This is a genomic window from Actinomadura rubteroloni (genome assembly GCF_002911665.1).
Classification (GTDB): domain Bacteria; phylum Actinomycetota; class Actinomycetes; order Streptosporangiales; family Streptosporangiaceae; genus Spirillospora; species Spirillospora rubteroloni.
On record NZ_MTBP01000001.1, the window covers coordinates 2,160,086 to 2,182,666 of the forward strand.

General features: G+C 73.4%; 19 protein-coding genes and 1 tRNA gene. 10 read left to right on the forward strand and 10 right to left on the reverse strand.

The genetic code is table 11. The features are described from left to right. Window positions 1-9 precede the first annotated feature (9 nt). The 3 genes from BTM25_RS09560 to BTM25_RS09570 all read left to right on the forward strand — a co-directional run bounded on the left by BTM25_RS09560 (window position 10) and on the right by BTM25_RS09570 (window position 2,293). Window positions 10-1,248, forward strand: coding sequence for a class I SAM-dependent methyltransferase (locus BTM25_RS09560; RefSeq protein ID WP_103562318.1), 1,239 nt, complete (start codon window positions 10-12; stop codon window positions 1,246-1,248). A gap of 57 nt (window positions 1,249-1,305) precedes the next feature. Continuing rightward, a tRNA-Leu gene (locus BTM25_RS09565) sits at window positions 1,306-1,381 on the forward strand. A gap of 123 nt (window positions 1,382-1,504) precedes the next feature. After that, on the forward strand, window positions 1,505-2,293 hold the full coding sequence (locus BTM25_RS09570) for a Bax inhibitor-1/YccA family protein (protein WP_235828316.1): 789 nt from the start codon (window positions 1,505-1,507) through the stop codon (window positions 2,291-2,293). A 63-nt stretch (window positions 2,294-2,356) separates the two neighbouring features. Here BTM25_RS09570 and BTM25_RS09575 read toward each other — a convergent pair whose 3' ends face one another. Then, entirely contained in the window at window positions 2,357-3,577 is a 1,221-nt protein-coding gene (locus BTM25_RS09575) for an acetyl-CoA C-acetyltransferase (RefSeq protein WP_103562319.1), read from the reverse strand. 179 nt (window positions 3,578-3,756) lie between these two features. After that, the gene (locus BTM25_RS09580; RefSeq protein WP_103562320.1) at window positions 3,757-4,761 is read right to left on the reverse strand and encodes an SGNH/GDSL hydrolase family protein; all 1,005 of its coding nucleotides are present in this window, start codon (window positions 4,759-4,761) and stop codon (window positions 3,757-3,759) included. A 186-nt stretch (window positions 4,762-4,947) separates the two neighbouring features. Between BTM25_RS09580 and BTM25_RS09585 the strand changes: the two genes are divergently transcribed. After that, window positions 4,948-6,342 carry a cystathionine beta-synthase gene (locus tag BTM25_RS09585; protein ID WP_103562321.1) on the forward strand — a complete coding sequence of 465 codons (1,395 nt, stop codon included), beginning with the start codon at window positions 4,948-4,950 and terminating at the stop codon, window positions 6,340-6,342. 30 nt (window positions 6,343-6,372) lie between these two features. Beyond that, complete coding sequence (locus BTM25_RS09590) at window positions 6,373-6,768, forward strand: VOC family protein (RefSeq protein WP_103562322.1); 396 nt, start codon at window positions 6,373-6,375, stop codon at window positions 6,766-6,768. Window positions 6,769-6,775: 7 nt separating this feature from the next. Here BTM25_RS09590 and BTM25_RS09595 read toward each other — a convergent pair whose 3' ends face one another. The 4 genes from BTM25_RS09595 to BTM25_RS09610 all read right to left on the reverse strand — a co-directional run bounded on the left by BTM25_RS09595 (window position 6,776) and on the right by BTM25_RS09610 (window position 10,624). Beyond that, on the reverse strand, window positions 6,776-6,967 hold the full coding sequence (locus BTM25_RS09595) for a hypothetical protein (protein WP_103562323.1): 192 nt from the start codon (window positions 6,965-6,967) through the stop codon (window positions 6,776-6,778). Window positions 6,968-7,044: 77 nt separating this feature from the next. Further along, window positions 7,045-7,587 (reverse strand): dihydrofolate reductase family protein, encoded by a 543-nt coding sequence (locus BTM25_RS09600; RefSeq protein ID WP_103562324.1) that lies wholly within the window; start codon window positions 7,585-7,587, stop codon window positions 7,045-7,047. A gap of 34 nt (window positions 7,588-7,621) precedes the next feature. Then, window positions 7,622-8,281 carry an NUDIX domain-containing protein gene (locus BTM25_RS09605; protein WP_103562325.1) on the reverse strand — a complete coding sequence of 220 codons (660 nt, stop codon included), beginning with the start codon at window positions 8,279-8,281 and terminating at the stop codon, window positions 7,622-7,624. A gap of 183 nt (window positions 8,282-8,464) precedes the next feature. After that, a complete protein-coding gene (locus BTM25_RS09610; protein ID WP_103562326.1) occupies window positions 8,465-10,624 on the reverse strand; it encodes an MMPL family transporter in 2,160 nt (719 codons plus the stop codon). Window positions 10,625-10,782: 158 nt separating this feature from the next. Here BTM25_RS09610 and BTM25_RS09615 point away from each other — a divergent pair, with 158 nt between their 5' ends. Continuing rightward, on the forward strand, window positions 10,783-11,931 hold the full coding sequence (locus BTM25_RS09615; protein ID WP_103562327.1) for a cystathionine gamma-synthase: 1,149 nt from the start codon (window positions 10,783-10,785) through the stop codon (window positions 11,929-11,931). 86 nt (window positions 11,932-12,017) lie between these two features. Continuing rightward, window positions 12,018-12,977 carry an alpha/beta hydrolase gene (locus BTM25_RS09620; protein ID WP_235828317.1) on the forward strand — a complete coding sequence of 320 codons (960 nt, stop codon included), beginning with the start codon at window positions 12,018-12,020 and terminating at the stop codon, window positions 12,975-12,977. Window positions 12,978-13,016: 39 nt separating this feature from the next. Here the strand turns inward: BTM25_RS09620 and BTM25_RS09625 are convergent, their stop codons facing one another. From BTM25_RS09625 to BTM25_RS09635, 3 genes are read right to left on the reverse strand one after another with little or no spacing between them, the layout of a single operon-like run. Then, on the reverse strand, window positions 13,017-13,472 hold the full coding sequence (locus BTM25_RS09625) for a hypothetical protein (RefSeq protein ID WP_103562868.1): 456 nt from the start codon (window positions 13,470-13,472) through the stop codon (window positions 13,017-13,019). A gap of 31 nt (window positions 13,473-13,503) precedes the next feature. Continuing rightward, on the reverse strand, window positions 13,504-15,477 hold the full coding sequence (locus BTM25_RS09630) for a vWA domain-containing protein (RefSeq protein ID WP_103562328.1): 1,974 nt from the start codon (window positions 15,475-15,477) through the stop codon (window positions 13,504-13,506). A gap of 25 nt (window positions 15,478-15,502) precedes the next feature. Next, window positions 15,503-16,921 (reverse strand): sigma 54-interacting transcriptional regulator, encoded by a 1,419-nt coding sequence (locus BTM25_RS09635; protein WP_103562329.1) that lies wholly within the window; start codon window positions 16,919-16,921, stop codon window positions 15,503-15,505. 122 nt (window positions 16,922-17,043) lie between these two features. Between BTM25_RS09635 and BTM25_RS09640 the strand changes: the two genes are divergently transcribed. Continuing rightward, window positions 17,044-18,201 (forward strand): FIST signal transduction protein, encoded by a 1,158-nt coding sequence (locus BTM25_RS09640; protein ID WP_103562330.1) that lies wholly within the window; start codon window positions 17,044-17,046, stop codon window positions 18,199-18,201. Window positions 18,202-18,367: 166 nt separating this feature from the next. Continuing rightward, entirely contained in the window at window positions 18,368-19,303 is a 936-nt protein-coding gene (locus tag BTM25_RS09645) for an ROK family protein (protein ID WP_103562331.1), read from the forward strand. A 281-nt stretch (window positions 19,304-19,584) separates the two neighbouring features. Here the strand turns inward: BTM25_RS09645 and BTM25_RS09650 are convergent, their stop codons facing one another. Further along, window positions 19,585-20,679, reverse strand: a complete 1,095-nt coding sequence (locus tag BTM25_RS09650) for an MFS transporter (RefSeq protein WP_168212068.1) — start codon at window positions 20,677-20,679, stop codon at window positions 19,585-19,587. A 614-nt stretch (window positions 20,680-21,293) separates the two neighbouring features. Between BTM25_RS09650 and ilvA the strand changes: the two genes are divergently transcribed. After that, entirely contained in the window at window positions 21,294-22,517 is a 1,224-nt protein-coding gene (ilvA, locus tag BTM25_RS09655; protein ID WP_103562333.1) for a threonine ammonia-lyase, read from the forward strand. The last annotated feature ends 64 nt before the right edge of the window (window positions 22,518-22,581 follow it).

A 22,581-nucleotide genomic window follows, 5' to 3' on the forward strand; every position in this document is an offset into this window, starting at 1 on the left:
GGGAGGCGCATGCAGGACGGTGTCGCGGGCCGCCTCACCCCCCTGCTCACCCGGATCCTCCTCGGCGACGAGGGCGGCGCCGGCGAACTGCCCGTCCAGGTCCGCGCCTGGGACGGCAGCGCGGTCGGCCCCGCCGGGGCGCCCGCGTTCGTGCTGCGGCACCGCCGCGCGCTGCGCCGGCTGCTGTGGAAGCCGGGCGAGATGGGGCTCGTCCGCGCCTACGTCGCGGGCGAGCTGGACATCGAGGGCGACGTGTTCGCCGCACTCGGAGCGGTCCAGCGCGTCATGCGCAGCGGCGACGAGCCCATCCGGCTGAGCGGCGACGACAAGCGCGAGATCGTCCGGACGGCCGTCATGCTCGGCGCGGTCGGCCCCGAGCCGCGTCCGCCCGCCGAGGAGTTCCCGGCGGGCCGCGCGCCCGCCGCCGAGGCGCCGCTGCGGGCGCCCGCAGCGTTCTTCGCCCGGATGCTCGGCCCGTCGCTCGCGCACGGCAGCGGCCTGTGGGACCAGGCCGTCGACCTGGAGGACGCCCAGCGCGCCGCCCTGGACTGCGTCGCCGAACGGCTCGGCCTGTTCCCCGGCGCCCGCGTCCTCGACCTGTCCGCGGGCTGGGGCGCGTTCGCCCGCCGCGCCGCCGCCGCGGGCGCCCGGGTCGTCGCGCTCGCCCGCACGCCCGAGCAGGCCGAGCACCTGCGCGCCGCGCGCGTCGAGGGCGTGGACGTCCGCGACGGCGGGCTGGACGCGGCGGGCGACGGCCCCTACGACGCCGTCGCCGGGCTCGGCGGCGTGGAGTCGCCGGACCTGCCCGTCTCCCGGCTCTACGAACTGCTCGCCCCCGGCGGCCGGCTCGTGCTCCAGCGGACGTCCCGCCGTCCCGGCCCGCACGAGGTCCGCCGCACCTTCACGACCAGCTACATGTTCCCCGGCGAGGCCGAACTGCGGACGCTCGGCGAGCAGGTCGCCGCGCTGGAGGACGCCGGGCTGGAGGTCCGCGCCGTCACCGCGCTGCGCGAGCACCACGCCCGCACGCTGCGCGCCTGGGCGGCGGGGTTGCAGCGGCACTGGGCCGAGTGCGCCGAGCTGGCGGGGGAGGGACGCGCCCGGGTCTGGCTCCTCTACCTCGCCGCGTCCGCGCTGGCCTGCGAGAGCGGACGGGTCGGCGTCCACGAGATCGCCGCCATCCGCCGGGACCGCGACGGCCGCGCCGGGACGACCCTCGTCGAGGAACGCGCCATTCTCAGCCGCTGACGCTCCGTGTCCGGTGAGTGGATGACTAGTCACCGTGCGTAGCGATATGCTGGCGCCGCCCCTGTGGCCCAACGGTTAGAGGCGGGCTCCCTAAAAGAGCTTCATCGTGTCGGTTCAACTCCGACCAGGGGCACCCGTCCACCGCGATGAACGTCACGGGCATTGTTATGTGTCCGCGACACGCGCGGGGGAACGATCGTCGGCGCCGTCGCGTCTACCATCACGAGGACCGGTGGCGGCCCGGATGGAGGACACAGTGGAGAGCAGGAACCCCGCGTTCCGGGGCCAGAACTTCCGCCAGCGTGCGGGGGCGTACAGCGGGTACGGGGCGCCCGAGACGCTGCCCGGCGGGCCGGCGTACGCGCCGTCCCGTCCCATGACCCTGGACGACGTCGTCGTCCGCGGCTTCTTCACGCTCGGCACGCTGGTCGTCGCGGCGGCGCTCACCTGGGCGCTCGTCCCGACCGCGTCGGCGGCGCCGGTGCTGGTGGTCGCGACGATCGCCGAACTCGGCATCTGGGCGTTCATCACGTTCGGGCGCAAGGCCAACGCGCCGCTCGTGCTGGCGTTCGCCGCCGTCTACGGCATCGTCGTCGGGGTCCTCAGCCACGCCTACAACGACCTGTACCACGGCATCGCGTTCCAGGCCGTCGTCGGCACCGCGCTCGCGTTCGGCGCGACGCTCGCCGTGCACGCGCTGCGGATCGTCCGGGTGACGCCCCGGTTCGTCCGGTTCGTCGTCGCGGCCGGGTTCGGGCTGATGGGCCTGATGATCGTGGACCTGCTGGTCTCGGCGTTCGGCGGCGACAGCGGCATCGGCATCCGCGACGCGTCCAGCCCGCTCGCCTACGTGTTCAGCGTCGTCGCGATCCTCGTCGGCTGCTTCTTCCTGCTGCTCGACTTCGACACGATCGAGCGCGGCGTCGCCGAGCGCGCCCCGGAGAACTTCGCCTGGTACTGCGCCTTCGGCCTGACGCTCAGCCTGGTCTGGATCTACCTGGAGCTGCTGCGCTTCCTGTCCTACTTCGCGGGCGGACGCAACTAGCCGCACACGACGAGGCCCCCGCCGGATGCGTCCGGCGGGGGCCTTCGCGTTGCGGGGCGCGGGTCAGCTCAGGCGCTCCAGCACCATCGCCATGCCCTGGCCGCCGCCGACGCACATGGTCTCCAGACCGAACTGCTTGTCGTGGAACCGCAGGCTGTTGATCAGCGTGGACGTGATCCGGGCGCCGGTCATGCCGAACGGGTGGCCGACCGCGATCGCGCCGCCGTTGACGTTCAGCTTGTCGATGTCGATGCCCAGCTCGTCCGCCGACGGCAGCACCTGCGCGGCGAACGCCTCGTTGATCTCCACGAGGTCGATGTCGTCGATCGTCAGGCCCGCGCGGGAGAGGGCCTGGCGGGACGCCTCCACCGGGCCGAGGCCCATGATCTCGGGGGACAGGCCGGTCACGCCGGTGGACACGATCCGCGCGAGCGGGGTGAGGCCCAGCTCGGCGGCCTTGGTGTCGCTCATGACGACGACGGCGGCGGCGCCGTCGTTCAGCGGGCAGCAGTTGCCCGCCGTGATGGTGCCGTCCGGGCGGAACGACGGCTGGAGCGAGGACACCTTCTCGTAGGTGGTGCCGGGACGCGGGCCGTCGTCCTTGTTGACGACCGTGCCGTCGGGCAGGGTCACCGGGGTGATGTCCTGCTCCCAGAAGCCGTTGGCGATGGCCTTCTCGGCGAGGTTCTGCGAGCGGACCGCGAACTCGTCCTGCGCCTGCCGGCTGACGCCCTTGAGGCTCGCCACGTTCTCGGCGGTCTGGCCCATCGCGATGTAGACGTCCGGGATGTTGCCGTCCTCGCGCGGGTCGCGCCACACGCCGGCGCCGCCCTCGGCGGTCTTGGCGGTGCGGGCCTTGGCGTCGTCGAACACCGGGTTCTCGGTGTCGGGCATGCCGTCGCTGCTGCCCTTGATGAACCGGCTGACGGTCTCCACGCCGGCGGAGACGATCACGTCGGCCTCGCCGGCCTTGATCGCGTGCAGCGCCATGCGGGTGGTCTGGAGCGAGGACGAACAGTACCGCGTGATCGTCGCGCCGGGCACGTTGTCCCAGCCCAGCAGGACGGACACGACGCGGCCCAGGTTGTGGCCCTGCTCGGCGCCGGGCAGGCCGCAGCCGAGGAGCAGGTCGTCGATCTGGGACGGGTCGAGCTGCGGCACCTTCGCCATCGCGGCGGCGACCATCTGCGCGGTCAGGTCGTCGCCGCGGACGTCCTTCAGCGACCCCTTGAAAGCACGGCCGATCGGCGAGCGCGCGGTTGCGACGATGACTGCCTCGGGCATGTCGGGACTCCTTGGTCTCCTTTGGGCGGCGATCGTTGGTTACTCGCCGGTCGCTTGTGAATCTAGCGTTCCCGGTGCAGGCCCGTACATGTCGGGTACCGCACATCATTGACACTTCGTCTAACAGTGCGGTGAGCACCGGGCCGCCGCCCACGGGACAAACGGGACATTGCGCCCGGTCAAACGGCGCCCGGCGTCGTCGGCGCCGCCTCGGGCACGCCCCGGCGGCGCAACAGCGTCGCCCACCGGCCGCGCGGCCCCTGGTCGGTGCCCGCGACGCGCGTCCCCGCGACCTCGGTGCCCGGCTCGTCCGCCGCCTCCGCCGCCGCGAGGTAGACCGGGAGCACGCCCGTCCGGCGCCGGGGGTCGGGCAGGACGTCGAAGTCCGGCTCCAGGTCCAGCGCCGCCGCCATCGACGGCAGCACCGCCATCGCCGCCGCCGCGTACCCGCGCGCCGACGGGTGGTACCGGTCGGCGCTGAACATCTCGCGCGGGTCGGCGGCGAACTCGCGGCCGAGCAGGTCGCCGAGCGACACCGACCGGCCGCCGCGCTCCACCACCACGATCGTCTGCGCCGCCGCGAGCCGCCGGCTGGCGTTCTGCGCGATCCAGCGCAGCGGCTGCCAGAGCGGCTTCACCGAACCGAGGTCCGGGCACGTCCCGACGACGACCTCGCAGCCCGCCGCGCGCAGCCGCTCCACCGCCGCCGCCAGGTGCCCGACCGACTCGGCCGCCGCGATCCGCGCGGTGACGTCGTTGGCGCCGATCATGATGACGGCGACGTCCGGGCTCGCCGCCAGCGCCCGGTCCACCTGCTCGGGCAGCATCGACGACCGCGCGCCCGACAGCGCGACGTTGGTCAGCTTCACCGGCCGTCCCGCGATCGCCGACAGGCCCGCCGCCAGCAGCGCGCCCGGTGTCTCGTCGGGCTCGTGGACGCCGAGGCCCGCCGCCGTCGAGTCGCCCAGCATCACGAACGACAGCGGCGCGCCGGTGTCCGGCCCGAACACGCCGTCGGCGACCGGCGGCGGCGTGCTCGGCGTCGCCCTGATCATCTTCTTGGCCAGCCGCGCCTCGACCAGGACCAGCCCGATCGTCAGCCCGCCGACGGCGGTGATCCCGCCGCCCCCGTACGCCGCCGCCGCGGCGATCCGCCGCGCCCGCAGCGCTCTCAGCAACCTCATCTGCCACCTCCGCGCACCCGGCCCCTACGGCGGTGATGCCCGCGAACGCCGTTCTGGGTTACCGTCGGAAACTGGAATCTATCCGAAACCGCATCCCCGACCGTCGCAGTACACGCGGGCTGAACAGGGATGTAACACGATGAAACGATCAGCGCCACGGGCGCCCGTCCGGCAGGGGGAGTCGCGATGCAGGTGAACGATTCGCTGGTCGAGTTGATGGGGAACACACCGCTGGTGCGGTTGCGCCGGGTCGTCACCGGGGCCCGTCCGCAGGTCCTCGCCAAGGTCGAGTACTTCAACCCGGGCGGCTCGGTGAAGGACCGGATCGCCGTCCGGATGATCGAGGCGGCCGAGGCGTCCGGCGAACTCGCGCCCGGCGGGACGATCGTGGAGCCCACGTCGGGCAACACCGGCGTCGGCCTCGCCATCGTCGCGCAGGAGCGCGGCTACCGGTGCGTGTTCGTCTGCCCCGACAAGGTCGCCCGCGACAAGACCGACGTGCTGCGCGCCTACGGGGCCGAGGTCGTCGTGTGCCCGACGGCCGTCTCGCCCGAGCACCCCGACTCGTACTACTCGGTGTCGGACCGGCTCGCCGCCGAGATCCCCGGCGCGTGGAAGCCGAACCAGTACGCCAACCGGAACAACCCGGAGTCGCACTACGCGACGACCGGCCCGGAGATCTGGGCGCAGACCGAGGGAACCGTGACGCACTTCGTCGCGGGCATCGGCACCGGCGGGACGATCACCGGCACCGGCCGCTACCTCAAGGAGGTCTCCGGCGGCGCCGTCCAGATCATCGGCGCCGACCCCGAGGGCTCGGTCTACTCCGGCGGCTCCGGCCGCCCCTACCTGACCGAGGGCGTCGGCGAGGACATCTGGCCCGAGACCTACGACCGGACGATCTGCGACGACGTCATCGCCGTCTCCGACAAGGACTCGTTCCTCATGACGCGGCGGCTCGCCCGCGAGGAGGGCCTGCTGGTCGGCGGGTCCTGCGGGATGGCGGTGGTCGCGGCCCTGCGCGTCGCCGCGGCGGCCCCGCAGGACGCCGTGATCGTCGTCCTGCTGCCCGACGGCGGGCGCGGCTACCTCAGCAAGATCTTCAACGACGAGTGGATGGGCCAGCACGGGTTCAGCGAGGACCGGACGACCACGGAGGCGACGGTCGGGGACGTCCTCGGCCAGAAGGCGGACGCGCAGTCCGACGGGATCCCGAGCTTCGTCCACATGCACCCCACCGAGTCGGTCGGCGAGGCGGTGAAGGTGCTCCGCGAGTTCGGCGTGTCGCAGATGCCGGTCGTGTCGCCGGGCGCCGGGCACCCCGACGTGATGGCCGGCGAGGTCATCGGCGCGGTCGAGGAGCGCCTGCTGCTCCACGCCCTCTACGCCGACCAGGCCGGACCGGACGAGCCGCTGGAGAAGCACATGAGCCCGCCGCTGCCGGTCGTCGGCTCCGGCGAGCCCGTGTCGCGGATGGTGTCCGTCCTGGAGGGGCGGGACGCGGCGGTCGTCCTCGTGGACGGCAAGCCCACCGGCATCGTCACCCGCCAGGACCTCCTGGCCTTCCTCGCGAACGGCTAGTCGGCGCCGGGCACGGGAGAGGATCCGCGCATGCACCTGGAATCGGCCGCGATCGTCGTCGACGACTACGACACGGCGATCGCGTTCTTCGTCGGCGCGCTCGGCTTCGAGCTGGCCGAGGACTCCCCGGCGCTGACCACCGAGGGCGGGCGCCCGAAGCGGTGGGTGGTCGTCCGGCCGCCCGGCGCGCGGACCGGGATCCTGCTCGCCCGCGCGGACGGCGAGCGCCAGGCGGCGGCGGTCGGGGACCAGGTCGGCGGACGCGTCGCGTTCTTCCTGCGCGTGGACGACTTCGACGCCGCCCATGCCCGGATGACGGCGGCGGGCGTCGAGTTCACCGGCCCCGTCCGCACCGAGCCCTACGGCCGCGTGGCGGTGTTCCTGGACGTCGCGGGCAACCGCTGGGACCTGCTCGGCCCCGCCTGACCCGGGGTCACTCGGCGCCGGGGGACGGGTCGTCGTGCTTGGGCGGCAGCCAGCCGGTGCCCTCGCACGGACGGCAGTTCTCCGGCGACACGGCCGTACTGATCTCCCCGTTCTGGACGGTGGCGCGCGGGACGGGCCGCACGCCCGCGCCGCCGCAGCACGGGCAGAGCATGTGGATACCGGCCGGAATCATCCGCACCCGCAGTTCCTGGACATGGGCAGGACGGTACGGCAGTCGACCGATCCTTTGCGAACTCTTGCCTGAACCTGTGCCGTTCAGCCGCGGACGCGAAAGCGCTGGTTGGTGGCCAGCGGCGCGTGCGACACCGCGATGCGCTCCAGCCGGACCCTCGTGCCGCCCGGATGGTCGAACAGCCGGACGCCGTCGCCCAGCAGGATCGGCGCGGTCATCACCAGCACCTCGTCCAGTACGCCCGCCGCAAGGCACTGCCGCGCGATGTCCGCGCCGATCACGTTGACGTACTTGTCGCCCGCGGCGGCCTTGGCGGCGGCCACGCCCGACGCCACGTCGCCGACGAACGTCACCTCCGGCACGGACATCTCGGGCACGTGGTGGGTGACGACGAACTGCGGCCCGTCCCAGCCGCCGCCGAACGCCTTGCCCTCCTTCTCGGTACCGCGATGCGGATCGTCGCCGCGGAACGACCGGTTCCCGATCAGCAGCGCGCCGATCTCGGCGATCACGTCCGCCACGGCCGGGTTGGGGCCGATGAGGTCGGTCAGCCAGGACATGTCGCCGCCCGGACCGGCGATGAAGCCGTCCAGCGACGCCGTGCAGGAGTACAGGATCTTCGCCATGTCCCGATGATGCCCGCCGGGTCCGACAGTCGCCTCAGGCGCGCGCGAACGGGCCGTCCAGCGCCGCCCACTGGAGCAGCATGATCGTCTTGGCGTCGGTGATCCCGCCGTCGCGGGTCATCGCGAGCGCGCGGTCGAACGGCAGCTCGACGACCTCGATGTCCTCGCCCTCCTCGGCGAGGCCCGCCGCGCCCGCGATCTGCGGCTCGCCCTCGACCGGCGCGGCGTAGCAGTGGACGATCTCGGTGACCGACCCCGGGCTCATGTACGCGTCGACGACGTGTTCGAGTTCGCCGATGACGTACCCGGTCTCCTCGGCGGTCTCGCGGCGGACGGCGTCCTCGGGACGGTCCTCGTCCAGCAGCCCGCCGGGCGTCTCCAGCAGCATCCCGTCCGGATGGCCGTTGACGTAGGCCGGGTAGCGGAACTGCCGGATCAGCACGACCGTCCGGCGCTCGCGGTTGTAGAGCAGGATCGTCGCGCCGTTGCCCCGGTCGTGGGTCTCGCGCTCGTGGGTCGTCCAGCGCCCGTGCCGGTCCTGGTAGTCGAAGACGGTGTTGCGCAGCACGTACCAGTGCGACGACAGCACCTGCACGTCGCGCACCTTCACCCGGGGGTTCCCGGTGAGGTCCCGCCCCGCCCGGTCCAGCCCCGTCCGCCCCCGCCGATCCGGCGTGTCGATCCCCGCGGTCACCGTCCCGACCCTAACCGCCCGCCCGCCGCACGAGCACGAAATGAGACCCGGCTCGCACGAGAAAGGCCTGGGGCGCGAGCCGTTAGGCGAGCGCCCCAGGCCGGGGTTTCCTTCAGGTGAGCCGGGAGGTGGGGCGGGGGAAATGGGCGGTGTTTCCGGCCCGTCCCTCCTCCCGGCGGTCTCTCAGCGGCGCAGGCCCGTGGCGACCTGCCAGTCCTCCTCCTCGCCGGCGGGCGACTTCTTCGGGGCGTCCCCGTGGCCCGGCCACCAGGCGCGGTGGCCCAGCATGGCCGTGAGGCCCGGGACGAGGAACGTCGACATGACGAACGCGGCGATCGAGATCCCGATGGCGACCGAGAAGCCCATCTGCTGGAGGAAGGACACCTTCGCCAGCATCATCACCGAGAACGTCCCGGCGAGGATCAGGCCCGCCGCGGCGACGGTCGGCCCGCCGTGCTGGACGGCCAGCGCCGCAGCCTCGCGCGGCTCGTGGCCCTCCTTGGCCTCCTCGCGCAGCCGCGCGGTCATCAGGATGTTGTAGTCCGTCCCGATGGCCAGCACGAACAGGTAGAGGATGATCGGCAACTGGAAGGTCACCCCGGCCTCGCCGAGCCCGCCCTGGAAGACGTAGACGGCGCTGCCGAGCGTGGACGCGAAGCCGACGAGCACCGCGGCCACCAGGTACACCGGGGCGACGACCGACCGCAGGAGCAGCGCGAGGATCACCGCGATGAGCACCGCCGCCACCGGCAGCGTGACCGACAGGTCCCGGTTGTTGACGGTGTTGATGTCCGACCACAGGGCCGTCTCACCGCCGACGTAGGAGCGCATGCCGTCCGGCGTGGCCTTGTGGACGGCCGGCCTCAGCTTGTCCTTCACCAGCACGACGGACTCGTTGGCGACCGGGTTCTTCTTCAGCAGCAGGTCCACCCGGACGACGCTCTTGTCCAGCGGCGCGGGAACGGGGTCCTGCACCCGGGCGACGCCGGGGGCGCCGTTGGCCGCCGCACGGAACGCGGCGACCTGGGCGTCGGTGGCCGGCGAGCCGTCGTTGGTCTTCAGGTAGACCTGGACGGGCTTGGTGAGGCCGGGCGGGAAGCCCTTCTCCATGTCCTTGGTGGCCTGCGCGGACTCGGTGTCCTGCGGGAAGCCGGACGCGAAGTCGTAGTCGGCCTTGAACCCGAACACCCCGGCGGCGAGGACGAGCATGAGCCCGCCGGACACGACCGCCGCCAGCCACGGACGCCGTCCGATGCTGCGCCCGATGGCCGCCGAGACGCGCGCCTTCGGCTGCTTCTTCCACGACTTGGACGGCCAGAAGATCGCCGTGCCGAGCAGCGAGATGATCGCGGGGAACAGGGTCAGGGCGGTGATGCCCATGAACAGGACCGCGATGGCCAGCGACGGCCCCCACGCCTTGAACGCGCCGAACGTGGCGAGCAGCAGGACGAGGAACGTCACGGCGATGGCGGCGGCGGCCGAGGCGATGACCTCGCCGACGCGCTCCACCGACTGGATCATCGCGGTCTTCTTGTCCTCACCGGCCCGCAGCCGCTCGCGGTAGCGGAACAGGAGGAACAGGTAGTAGTCGGCGCCGACGCCGAACAGGACGATCAGGATGATGATGCTGAGGCTGTCGTCGCTGGAGAAGTTCAGCACCTTCGACGCGGCCCCGACGAGCCCCATCACCACCTGCATCGTGACACTGATCACGATCAGCGGCAGGATGGCGGCGATCGGCGCCCGGAAGATCAGCAGGATCAGCCCGATGATCAGGACGAACGTCGCGATGCCGACGATCTCGAAGGACTGGTTGAACGAGTCCTCGTTGTCGACGAACCCGGCGACGTCACCGCCGACCTTGGCCTCCAGCCCGCTGCCCGACAGCAGCTTCGGCAACTCGAGCCGGATGTCCTTCACGGCGTCGGCCTGCTTCTTGCTGTCGTCGGTGCTCGTGCCCTTCATGCCCACGACGACGACCTGGACGGCCTTGTTGGGAGCGACCGTCTCCTTGGACGTGGAGACCGCGGTGACCGTCGGGTACTTCTTGGCCTGCAGCGCCGCGGCCGTCTGGCCGACCTTCGCGACGTCCGGCGTCGTCAGCGCCCCGCCGTCGGAGCGCTTCACGACGATCACGGTCGTCTGGTCGGCCTGCTGCGGGAACGCCTTCTGGGCGACCTTCATCGCCTGCGCCGACTCGTACTTGGACGGCAGGAAGTCGCCCTGGTCGGACTTGGTCGACAACTTGGGCGAGAACGCGATGACGACCACGGCGACGACCAGCCAGCTCACGATGGTCCACCACGGATGCCGCACGACGAAGCGCGCGAGACCAGCGAACATGGTTGATCCTTACTCGGGGGGTTGGGCTCTGTATCTCCACAAACGGTAAAGAACAAAAGCGCATGACGGCTCACCCCACAAGCCCATTTTCGGGCTGATACCTCGGGTGGACCCCTCTCCTCCTTCGGGAGGGGCGCGGGGTCGCTAGCCTCATACGCATGGACAACGACGTGCGGCGATCCTTCGAGACGCTGGCCATCCACGCCGGGCAGGAGCCGGACGCGGCGACGGGCGCCGTCGTCCCGCCGATCTACCAGGTGTCGACCTACAAGCAGGACGGCATCGGCGGCCTGCGCGGCGGTTACGAGTACTCGCGCTCGGCCAACCCGACCCGGACGGCCCTGGAGACGTGCCTGGCCGAGATCGAGGGCGGCACGCGGGGACTGGCGTTCGCGTCCGGCCTCGCCGCCGAGGACGCGCTGCTGCGCGCGGTCTGCCGGCCCGGCTCCCACATCGTCATCCCCGACGACGCCTACGGCGGCACCTACCGGCTGATCGCCAAGGTCGCCGAGCCGTGGGGCGTGTCGTTCGACCCGGTGCCGCTCGGCGACATCGCGGCGGTGCGGGCGGCGATGCGGCCCGAGACCGTGCTGATCTGGGCGGAGACGCCGACCAACCCGCTGCTCGGCATCGCCGACATCGCCGCGCTGGCGAGCGTGGCGCACCAGGCGGGCGCGCTGCTGGCGGTGGACAACACGTTCGCCTCGCCGTACCTGCAGCGTCCGCTGGCGCTCGGCGCGGACGTGGTCGTCCACTCGACCACCAAGTACATCGGCGGCCACTCCGACGTGGTCGGCGGCGCGCTGGTCACGGCCGACAACGTCCTCGGCGACCAGCTCGCCTTCCACCAGAACGCGATGGGCGCGGTCGCGGGGCCGTTCGACGCGTGGCTGACGCTGCGCGGCGTGAAGACCCTCGCCGTCCGGATGGACCGGCACTGCGCCAACGCCGAGCGGGTCGTCGCGCTGCTCGCCGCGCACCCGCGCGTCCGCGAGGTGCTGTACCCGGGCCTTCCCGGGCACCCGGGGCACGACGTCGCGGTGAAGCAGATGACGAAGTTCGGCGGCATGGTGTCGTTCCGGATGGCGTCGGCGGCCGAGGCCGTCGCGGTCTGCGAGAACACCAAGCTGTTCACGCTCGGCGAGTCGCTCGGCGGCGTCGAGTCGCTGATCGAGCACCCGCACCGGATGACGCACGCGTCGGCGTCGGGCTCGCCGCTGGAGGTGCCCGACGACCTCGTCCGCCTCTCCGTCGGCATCGAGGACGCGGGTGACCTGCTGCGTGACCTGGAACGTGCCCTGGGCTGACCTCAACCGGACTGCTCTGCCCGGACGGCGCTTGATCAAACATCTATGCTTGAGCGCGCCAGAGCTTCCTCCGGAAAGGGCCGCGGGTGCGCAGAGCAGTGGTGTGGGGTGCGGTGCTGATCGCGGTCGGCACGGGCGCGGCGGGGTTCGTCCCGCCCGGCGCGGCGGCGTCCCCGGCGGTGCCGCCGGGCGCGCGGTCGGGCGGCTCGGTGGCGGCGGGTTCGGCCGTCATGGTCACGCCGGACCTGCCGAGGTTCCGCACCTACGCCTACGGCAAGGGCGGGAAGCAGCGGCTGGACGCGTACTGGCGCGCACCCGTGAAGTCGGCGCGCTCCCGGCCCGGCCCGGCGGTCCTGCTGCTGCACGGCGGCTACTGGATCGAGGGCGACAAGCGGGACTGGAAGTACGTCGCGCGCCGCCTCGCCGGGGACGGCTTCACGGTCTTCGCCGCCGACTACCGGCTCGCCGGGCCGCACGCGGTGTGGCCCGCGCAGCGCGACGACGCCTTGGCCGCGCTGCGGTTCGTCAAGAAGAACGCCCGGCGGTGGAACGTCGACCCCGGCCGGATCGTGGCGGTCGGCTCGTCGGCGGGCGGGATGCTCGCGACGCAGCTCGGCACCTACGGCGAGGGCGCGAAGCAGGTGCGGGGCGTCGTGGCGCTGTCGCCCGTCAACAACCCCTACCTCGCCTACCGGCAGGGGGACGCGCCGGACGCGTCGCCCCGCCAGGCCAAGCTGCGCCGCGCCGTGGTGGACCTGCTCGGCTGCGTCCCGGGCGCCGGCGACGACGACCTGTGCTGGGACCGCGCGGACGACGCCGACGCCGCCGTGCACGCGTCCGCGGGCGACGCGCCGATGCTGCTGATGCACGCCGCCGGTGACTTCGTGCCCGTCACGCACAGCACGGAGCTGGCGAGCGCGCTGCGCGCCGTCGGGGTGCCCGCGACCGTCCGGACGGTCACCGGCGCCGGGCACGGCACCGCACAGCTCAGCGACCCGGGCGTCTACCCGCGCATCCTCGCGTTCCTGCGCGCCCGCACCCGCTGACGGATCCCGCCGCGCGCACGGGCGCCCGCGCGCCGGCGGCTAGCCGTTCCAGACCATCAGGACGAGGATCACGAGCCACAGCAGCGCGACGATCCCCGACAGGGCGGCGATCCGGCCGCGCTCGGCCGGCGCGACGTCGCCGGCGGGCTCGTCCTCGGCCGCGTCCTTCGCCGTGCGCTCGGTGAGCAGCTTCACCGCGTGGCCCTGGTCGCGCGCGACGACGAGCAGCAGCGCTAGCGCGACGACGAACAGCGTCATCGACACCGACAGCCACGCCTCGGAGAACGCGCCGTCGGCGAGGAACAGGCCGAACAGGAAGATGCCGAGCGTCCCGAGCCCGTAGATCTGCGTCGTGCGGTGCAGATAGCGGACGACCGTCACGTTGCCCTGCCGGATGTACCGGGGCGTGGACATCGTCGCGGCCGTCAGCGGCCCGAGCGTGAAGATGGCGAAACCGACGTGCAGGACGAGCAGCAGGCGATCGGAGGTCGACATGACGACCAACCTAACCTGTCCCGGCCCGGTGTCACCCGGCGGCGCGGCGCCGCGACCGGCGCACCCGGAGGTAGTCGCTGACGACGTACTCGCCGAGGCGCTCGGCGTCGGGCGCGAACACCCGGCCGCCGTTGCGGCGCGCGACCTCCTCCACGAACGACACGAGCCGCCGGTCGTCGGCGAGCATGAAGAAGTTCATCCCCGCCCCGCGCCGCGTCATCTTGTCGACCTCGGCCATCGTCAGGACGAGCGTGTCGGGCGACGGCGGGTAGTCGAAGCGGGACCGCCCGTCCGGCCGCAGGTGCGCGGTCGGCTCGCCGTCGGTGACGATCAGGACGATCGGCTCGAAGTCCGGGTGGCGGTCCAGATGGCGTCCGGCGATCATCAGGGCGTGGTGGAGGTTCGTGCCCTGGACCATGTCCCAGTCGAGCCCGGCCATCTCGGTGGGGTGCAGCGTCCGCGCGTAGTTGGAGAACCCGACGATCTGGATCGCGTCCTGCGGGTACTTGCTCGTCACCAGTGAGTGCAGCGCGAGCGCCGTCTGCTTGGCCGCGCCCCACGTCCCGCGCAGGACCATCGAGTACGACAGGTCCACGAGCAGGCACACCGCCGCGCCCGTGCGCCGCTCGGTCTCCTGCACCTCGAAGTCGTCCACGGCGAGCCGCACCGCGCCGCCCGGCCGCTCCCCGGCGGTGCGGCGGATCGCGTTGCGGACGGTCGCGACGACGTCCAGCGGCTGCTCGTCCCCGAACCGCCACGGGCGGGTGGCGCCGGTCAGCTCGCCGGCCTTGCCCGCGTCCTGCTGGTCGTGGTCGCCCTGCCGGTCGCCGTCCAGCCGGGAGAACACGCGGCGCAGCGCGGTCTCGCCGAGTCGCCGGACGGCCTTGGCCGTCAGCTCCAGCTTCCCGCGCCGCCGCCGCAGGTAGCCCTGCCGCTCCAGCTCGGCCTCGATGCGGCGGAGCGCGGCGAGGTCGTCCACGGCGCGGCGGCCGAGGGCCCGCCGGACGGCGTCCTCGTCGATGTCGTCCAGCCGCGCGCCCGGATAGTCCTGCGCGAGCGCCGCCTCCAGCTCGGCGAGGTCGGCCAGCTCGGCGAGCGCGGACGTCGCGTCCCCGACGCCGAGCGGCGCGTCGCCGGTCATCCGCTCCGGGACGCCCCAGCCGAGGTCGGGCCGCCGGGCGCGCAGCGCGCCGGTCAGCCGTTCCATCTCCAGCGCCAGGCCCGCGTCCTGCATGACCTGGTCCATCAGGTCGGCCAGCTCGGCGCGCTGCTCGGGCGACAGCGACGCCATGAGCCGGTCCATCGCGGCGGCGCGGCGGGCGAGGATGTCGACCAGCTCGTCGAGGTTCCGCGGCTGCTCGGGGAAGAAGTCGCCGTACTCCTGCATGAAGCGGTCGAAGTCGTCGGGGGTGTGCTCGCCGCGCGCCTCCGCGTCCAGCATCTGGTTGAGCGCGGCCATCATGTCCTTGACCCGCTCCATCGCGCCCGGGTCGGGGTTCTGCATGGCCTGCCGCATGCCCTGGAACTGCGCGTCCAGGACGTCCCGGCGCAGCAGGTCCTTGAGCTGCTCGAACGTCCGCCGCGCCGCGTCGGACCGCCACTGGTAGTCCGACAGGCGGCGGACGGCCTGCGCGGTGTCGTCGGGCAGCGCGTCCAGCTCCGCCTCGCGCAGCCGCGCCTCGTCGCCCGGGTCGGGGAACAGTTCGGCGCGCTCCTGCCCGACCGCCGTGTCCAGCAGGGCCCGGACGCGCTCCAGCGTGCCGTCCAGCCGGCCCCGGTCGCGGACCGCGCGGCGCCGCTCGCGGACCTCGCGCAGCAGGTCGTCCAGGCCGCGCCGGTCCCGGACGCCGGGCAGGCCTCGGCGCAGCAGGTCCCGCAGGGCCTCGTCGGCGCGGGTGCCGTCCAGCACCGCGTCGCCGACCGCGTCGAGCGCCGACCGGACGTCGTAGGGAGGGGCCAGCGGATCCGGCCCGTCGTGGTACGGCCCGTAGCGGTAACGGCTCATCTGCGCCTCCCCGCGCTCGTCGCGATCACGTCCGGTAGGTGGCCGTTCCGTCCGAGCCCTCGCCGACGTCCTTGGAGAGCTGGCGGGTCAGGAACATCCCCTCCAGCGCGAACTCCAGGGCGGCGGCGGCCTGGCCGGGCGAGTCCCCGCTGAGGCCGAGGCGCTCCATCATCCGGGCCAGCCCCGGCACCGGCCCGACGCGGCGCAGCAGCTCGCCCGCCCCGACCAGCTCGCCGGACTCGACGCTCGCGCCGCTCTCGAACCGGGCGCGCAGCCCGTCCAGGTCGGCGGCGCCGAGCGTCCGGCGGAACGTCTCGGCGACCGCGCGGCGCAGCAGGTGCTCCAGCACCTCCTGCTCGCGGCCCTCCTCGCTGACCTCGAACTCCACCTTGCCGAGCAGCGACGGGACGATCGCGGGCAGGTCGCAGACGCGGGCGACCGCGCGCTCCTCCCCGGCGAGCGCGGCGCGGCGCACCGCCCCGGCCGCGACGGTCTCGGCCCCGGCGAGCGCGAACCGCGCCGACACGCCGGACCGCGCGTCCACGGCGGACGACTCCCGGACGAGCCGCGTGAACCGTCCCACCACCTCGACCAGGTGCTCGGGCACCTCGGCGGGCACGCCGCCGAGGTCGGCGAACTCGGCCTCCTGGCGGATCAGGTCCAGCTCGGTGTCCAGCGCGAGCGGGTAGTGCGTGCGGATCTCGGCGCCGAAGCGGTCCTTCAGCGGCGTGATGATCCGGCCCCGGTTGGTGTAGTCCTCGGGGTTGGCGCTCGCGACGAGCAGCACGTCCAGCGGGAGCCGCAGCGCGTAGCCGCGGATCTGGACGTCCCGCTCCTCCAGCACGTTCAGCAGCGCGACCTGGATGCGCTCGGCGAGGTCGGGCAGCTCGTTGATCGCGAAGATGCCCCGGTTGGTGCGCGGGACGAGCCCGTAGTGGACGGTCTCGGGATCGCCCAGCGTCCGGCCCTCGGCCACCTTGATCGGGTCGACGTCGCCGATGAGGTCGCCGACGGCCGTGTCGGGCGTGGCGAGCTTCTCGCCGAACCGATCGTCGCGGTGCCGCCACGCGACGGGCAGGTCGTCGCCCTGCTCGGCCGCGAGCCGCACGCAGCGCACGCAGACGGGTTCGTAGGGGTGGTCGTTGATCTCGCAGCCGGCGACGACGGGCGTCCACTCGTCCAGCAGCCCGCCGAGCGTGCGGATCAGCCGCGTCTTGCCCTGCCCGCGCTCGCCGAGCAGCACCAGGTCGTGCCCGGCGAGCAGGGCGCGTTCCAGATGGGGGAGCACGGTGTCGTCGAAGCCGACGATGCCGGGGAAGCGCGGCTCGCCCGACCGCAGCCGGGCGAGGAGGTTGTGGCGGATCTCCGCCTTCACCGTCCGCTGGACGTGGCCGCCGGCGCGGAGGTCGCCGAGCGTGGTCTCAGGAGGTGTGGATGGGCGCACGCGACCGACACTACGTCGCGGTCTGCGGGTTCGCACCCCCTTACCGTCCGGCCAGGAGGTGTTTGGGGAGGGGTGCCGGGACGGGGAGACTAGGAGCGTGGACGCAACCGGGAGAGGTGCCGATGGCGCGGTTCGGTGATGGCTTGGCGGTCGGGCCGGACCTCGTGTCCGCCGCCGAGGTCGCGGTGCGGCGGGCCCTGGACGGCCTGGACGCGGCGCCCGACCTGCTGTTCGTGTTCGTCTCCGGCGACGACCCCGAGCAGGTCGCGGCGGCGGCCCGGCGCGCGGGCGCGCTCGCGGGCGCCCGCGTCGTGCTCGGGTGCAGCTCGGCGGGCGTCATCGGCGGCGGGCGCGGCGTCGAGGGCGCGGGCGCGGTCAGCGCGTGGGCGGCGGTGCTGCCCGGCGCGCGGCTGGAGCCGTTCCGGCTGGACACGCTGCGCGCGGGGGACCGGCTGGTCGTCGCCGGGATGCCCGAGACGCGGGCCGACGACGTCGTCGGCGTCCTGCTCGCCGACCCCTACGGCTTCCCGGTGGACGCGTTCGTGGAGCGGTCCGCCGAGGCGCTGCCGGGCCTGCCGCTCGTCGGCGGCCTCGCCGACGGCGAGCGCGGCGCGATCCGGCTGTTCGTGGACGGCGAGGTGCACGACGGCGGCGCGGTCGGGCTCGTGGTCGGCGGCCCGGTGACGGCGGCGACGGTGGTCAGCCAGGGCGCCCGTCCGATCGGCCCCGACATGGTCGTGACGCGCGCGGAGGAGAACGTCCTGTACGAACTGGCGGGCCGTCCGGCGCTGGAGCGGCTGGAGGAGATCATCGCCGAACTGCCCGAGGAGGACCGGGAGCTGGCCGGGCACGGGCTGCTCATCGGCGTCGCGATGGACGAGTACGCCGACGAGCACGAGCGCGGCGACTTCCTCGTCCGCGGCGTGGTCGGCGCGGACGCCGAGGCGGGCGCGCTCGCGATCGGCGACGTCGTGGACGTCGGCCGCACGGTCCGCTTCCAGGTCCGCGACGCGGACGCCGCCGACGACGACCTCACCGCGCTGCTCGACCGCTTCGACCTGGCGGTGGAGGGCGCCCTGCTGTTCTCCTGCAACGGCCGGGGCCGCGCGACGTTCGCCGACTCGGGCCACGACGCCCGCCTGCTCGGCCGCGCGTTCGCGGGCGCGGGCGTCGGCGGCTTCTTCGCGGCGGGCGAGATCGGCCCGGTGGCCGGACGCAACCACGTCCACGGCTACACCGCGTCCATCCTCGCCTTCGGCCCCGCCCCCGACAGCCCATGACCGCCCCGAAACCGCGCGGCTTGAGGCGCGGCGTGGGCGTGCGGGAGACACAGCGCGCGCCCATGGCGCGCGCCGCGCGCTGGACTGAGGAGTGTCGGGAGCTTGCGACCAGAGCGACGAGGGAAGCGCGCGGCTCTGGGCGCGCCGTGGGTGCGCAGGAGACACAGTGAGCGGCTATGTGCTGGCGGTGGACGTCGGGGGGACGAAGCTCGCCGCCGCGCTGGTGGACGGGGCGGGGCGGCTCACCGGGTACCGGCGGATGGCGACGCCGTCCGGGCCGTACGTCGGCGCGGACGACCTGTGGCGTGCGCTGACGGAGTTGCTGGACGAGGTGGCAGGGCGGGTCGTGCCGGTGGGCGTCGGGGTGGGCTGCGGCGGGCCGATGATCTGGCCGGACGGGGACGTGTCGCCGCTGAACATCCCGTCCTGGCGGCGGTTCCCGCTGCGCGCGCGGCTCGCCGAGCGGTATCCGGGCGTGCCGGTGCGCGTGCACAACGACGCGGTGTGCGTGGCGGTGGCCGAGCACTGGCTCGGCGCGGGGAAAGGCCGTCGCAACGTCCTCGGGATGGTCGTGTCGACGGGCGTCGGCGGCGGCCTGATCCTGGACGACCGGCTCATCACCGGCGCGAGCGGCAACGCCGGACATGTCGGGCACATCGTGGTGGAGCCGGAGGGGCCGCCGTGCGCGTGCGGCGGCCGGGGCTGCCTGGAGGCCGTCGCGCGCGGTCCGGGCCTGGTCGCGTGGGCGCAGGCGCACGGCTGGCGGACCGGCGAGGAGATGAGCGGCGTCGACCTCGCCGCCGACGCCCGGCGCGGCGTGCCGTCGGCCGTCCGCGCGCTGCGCCGGGCGGGCGGGGCGCTCGGCGTCGCGATCGCGTCCGCGACGCACCTGTGCGACCTGGACGTCGTCGCGATCGGCGGCGGCCTGTCACAGGCCGGCGAGCCGCTGTTCGGGCCGCTCGCCGCCGCGCTCCGCGCCCACGCCCGGATGCCGTTCGCGGCGCGGGTCGAAGTCGTCCCGGCCGCGCTGGGCCAGGGCGCGGGCCTGGTCGGCGCCGCCGCACTCGTGCTGGCGGGCGACCGGTACTGGCCCGCACCCTGACTGTGTTGCCCGCAAGCCTGCTGTGTTTCCCGCGAGCCTGCGGCGCGCTTCAAGCCGCGCGCTTCCCTCGTCGCGTGCTCGCTCGTTCCTCGCTGCGCGCGCTCCTCAGTCCAGCGCGCGGCGCGCGCCTTCGGCTCGCTCACGGTGTTCCCCGCGAGCCTGCGGCGTGCGCTTTCGGCTCGCTCACCGGGCCTCCCGGGCGCCTGCGGCGCGCTCAAAGCCGCGCGCTTCTTTCGTTGCGCGCTTCTCGGTCGCGCGCGCGGCGCGCGGCTTCGGCGCGTTCATCGCCGCAGCGTGACGAACTGGCCGATGACCAGTGGGAAGAACATCGCGCCGCCGCTGGCCGCGAACATGCAGAGGGCGTTGGTCCGTCCGTTCATGGCGCCGCGCTGGTTGAGCATCGTGAACGCCGCCGGGAAGATCGACGCCATCGACAGGCCGAACGCGAACGTCCAGAACACGACGAACAGCGACGTCGACCCGAACAGCAGCAGCGCGCCGAGCGTGGTGCAGCACGCCGCGAGGCTGGTGAGGAGGATCCGCTCGGCCGGGGTCCGGCGGGCGATGGGCAGGCAGAGCAGCCGACCGAGCGTCATCGCGATCCAGAACACCGACGTGTAGTACGCGGCCGTCCCGGACGAGTCGGTGATGCCCTGGTCGAGGGTGAAGGACGGCAGCCAGCCGGAGAAGCCGATCTCCGCGCCCTCGTAGAAGAAGAACAGGACCGCGACGGTCGCGACGATGCGCCGGTGCTGCGCCCGGCGCTCGGGTTCCTCGGGTTCGGGCACGGCGGGGGCCGGGACGGGGAGGGCGCGCAGCCGGGCGACCAGCAGCACGGCCAGCCCGGTCATCGCCCAGTAGGCGAGGTGCAGCCCGCCGGTGGCGCCGAGGGCCTGCGCGATGAGGGCGGGCATCAGCAGCGAGCCGAGCCCGGCGAAGAACTGCGCCGCGTTGACGTACGGTCCCGCGTCCTCGCCGCGCTGCCGCATGAGCAGCGTGTTGGCGGTGACGAGGACGAAGATCTTGGACGCGCCGAGCGCCCACCAGCCGAGGACGAGCAGGAGCAGGGAGTCGGCCAGCGGGATCGCCGCCACGGCCGCCGCGATGCCGCCGAGGCCGAGGGCGAGCTGGGCGTGCGGGTCGAGGCGGTCGAACACGCGGCCCGCGAACAGCGCGCCGCAGATGGCCCCGACTGAATCCGCCGTGAACAGCACCGACAGGGCCGAGGCGGACAGGCCGGACGCGTCCGACAGCACGGGCAGCGACGGCCCGAGCATCGCCGACAGCGCCCCGACCATCGCAAAGCACACGAAGTAGGCGGTGGTGACCGACCGCGCCGCCGCGCCGCCGAGCCCCTTCTCTCTGGTTTCGAGCACATGACCTCCAAATCCGTCGCCGCCGGACCGCGGCATCGGTCGCCGTCCGGTCACCGGCGGGTGATCCGCTGTTCGGTCGCGCCGCCGGGCGGGCGCCCGGCCGGCGTCGCGTCCCCGGGGACGGGGACCCGCGTGCTGGAGGGATTCACGCGGTATTCGCGCCGGGATGCTCCCGGAGGCTTCATGTGCCGTTCCTTCGCGGCGCTGTTTGGAACGTTCCCACAGTGGGGCGCGCAACGGCGCCGGCGCACTGAAGGTTTTTTCGGACGAGCACTCTCGCGAGCCGTCCGTACGAAACGGTCATTTTTCCTTCCTGGTGGTCTCACCTGGGACGTTGCCGGGGGACGACCGCCCGCGGGGGAGCGGTGCACCGTTTTCGTCGGCAATGCCTAATTCCGTGGAGAAACTTTCTCCCACAAAACAAGGGTGGTATCCGTGTCGCTCCCGCGCAATGCCTTTTGCATTGATTGTCGGTGAGCAAATATTGGCGCTCCCCGGACGGGTCCCTCACTGCGGAAGTGAGTACAGGGAATGCACCGGACCGTCCAGGAGAGCCGTGAATTCCGCCGCCGCCCGGACGTCCTTCGCGCGCCCGCGCGTGGAAGGATCGAAGGATGGCACCAGTCTCACTGGACGACGTGCGGACGGCGCGGGACCTGCTGCACGACGTGGTCGTCCCGACGCCGCTGCTCCACTCCCCGGCCCTGTCGGACCTGCTCGGCGGCCCCGTCTACCTCAAGTGCGAGAACCTGCAGCGCACCGGCTCGTTCAAGATCCGCGGCGCGTACCTGCGGATCGCGCGGCTGACCGACGCCGAGCGGGCGCGCGGGGTCGTCGCGGCGAGCGCCGGGAACCACGCGCAGGGCGTCGCGCTCGCGGCGGCCACGCTGGGCGCCCGCGCGACCGTCTACATGCCGAAGGGCGCCCCGCTGCCCAAGATCGCCGCGACCACCGGCTACGGCGCCGAGGTGCGCTTCCCCGGCCCGACCGTGGACGAGTGCCTGGTCGCCGCCGAGCGGCACGCCGAGGAGACGGGCGCGGTGTTCATCCACCCGTTCGACCACCCCGACGTCGTCGCGGGCCAGGCCACGATCGGGCTGGAGATCATGGAGCAGCTCCCGGGCGCCGCGACGATCGTCGGCGCGGTCGGCGGCGGGGGCCTCATGGCCGGGATCGCCGCCGCCGTGAAGGCGCTGACGGCCGAGCGCGGCGGCCCGGACGTCAAGATCGTCGGCGCGCAGGCCAAGCGGGCGGCGGCGTTCCCGCCGTCGCTGGCGGCCGGGCGGCCGGTGCGGGTCGAGGTGCGGCCGACGATGGCCGACGGCATCGCGGTCGGCCGGCCGGGCGACCTCACCTACGGCCTGGTCGCCGACCTGGTGGACGCCGTCGTCACGGTCACCGAGGAGTCGCTGTCGCAGGCGCTGCTGCTCTGCCTCGAACGGGCCAAGCAGGTCGTGGAGCCCGCCGGGGCGGCCGGGGTGGCGGCCGTGCTGGAGCACGGGTACGCGATCCGGACGCCCGCCGTCGTCCTGCTGTCGGGCGGCAACATCGACCCGCTGCTGCTGTCGCGGCTGCTGCGGCACGGGCTGGCGGGGGCGGGCCGGTACCTGGTCGTCCGCTGCCGCCTGAAGGACAAGCCGGGCGCGCTCGTCACGCTGCTCGGCGAGGTGGCCGACCTCGGGGTGAACGTGCTGGACGTCCGGCACGAGCGGGTCGCCGCGCGGCTGCCGGTCGAGGAGGCCGAGGTGGTCATGCACCTGGAGACCCGGGGCACCGACCACAGCGAGCAGGTGGTCTCCCACCTGCGCGGACGCGGTTACACCGTCACCACGCCCTGACACTGGCCCATACCGGGTATCCATAAGGGAGCGCTTGCGATTCCGCGCGCGGGCCGCGTACCGT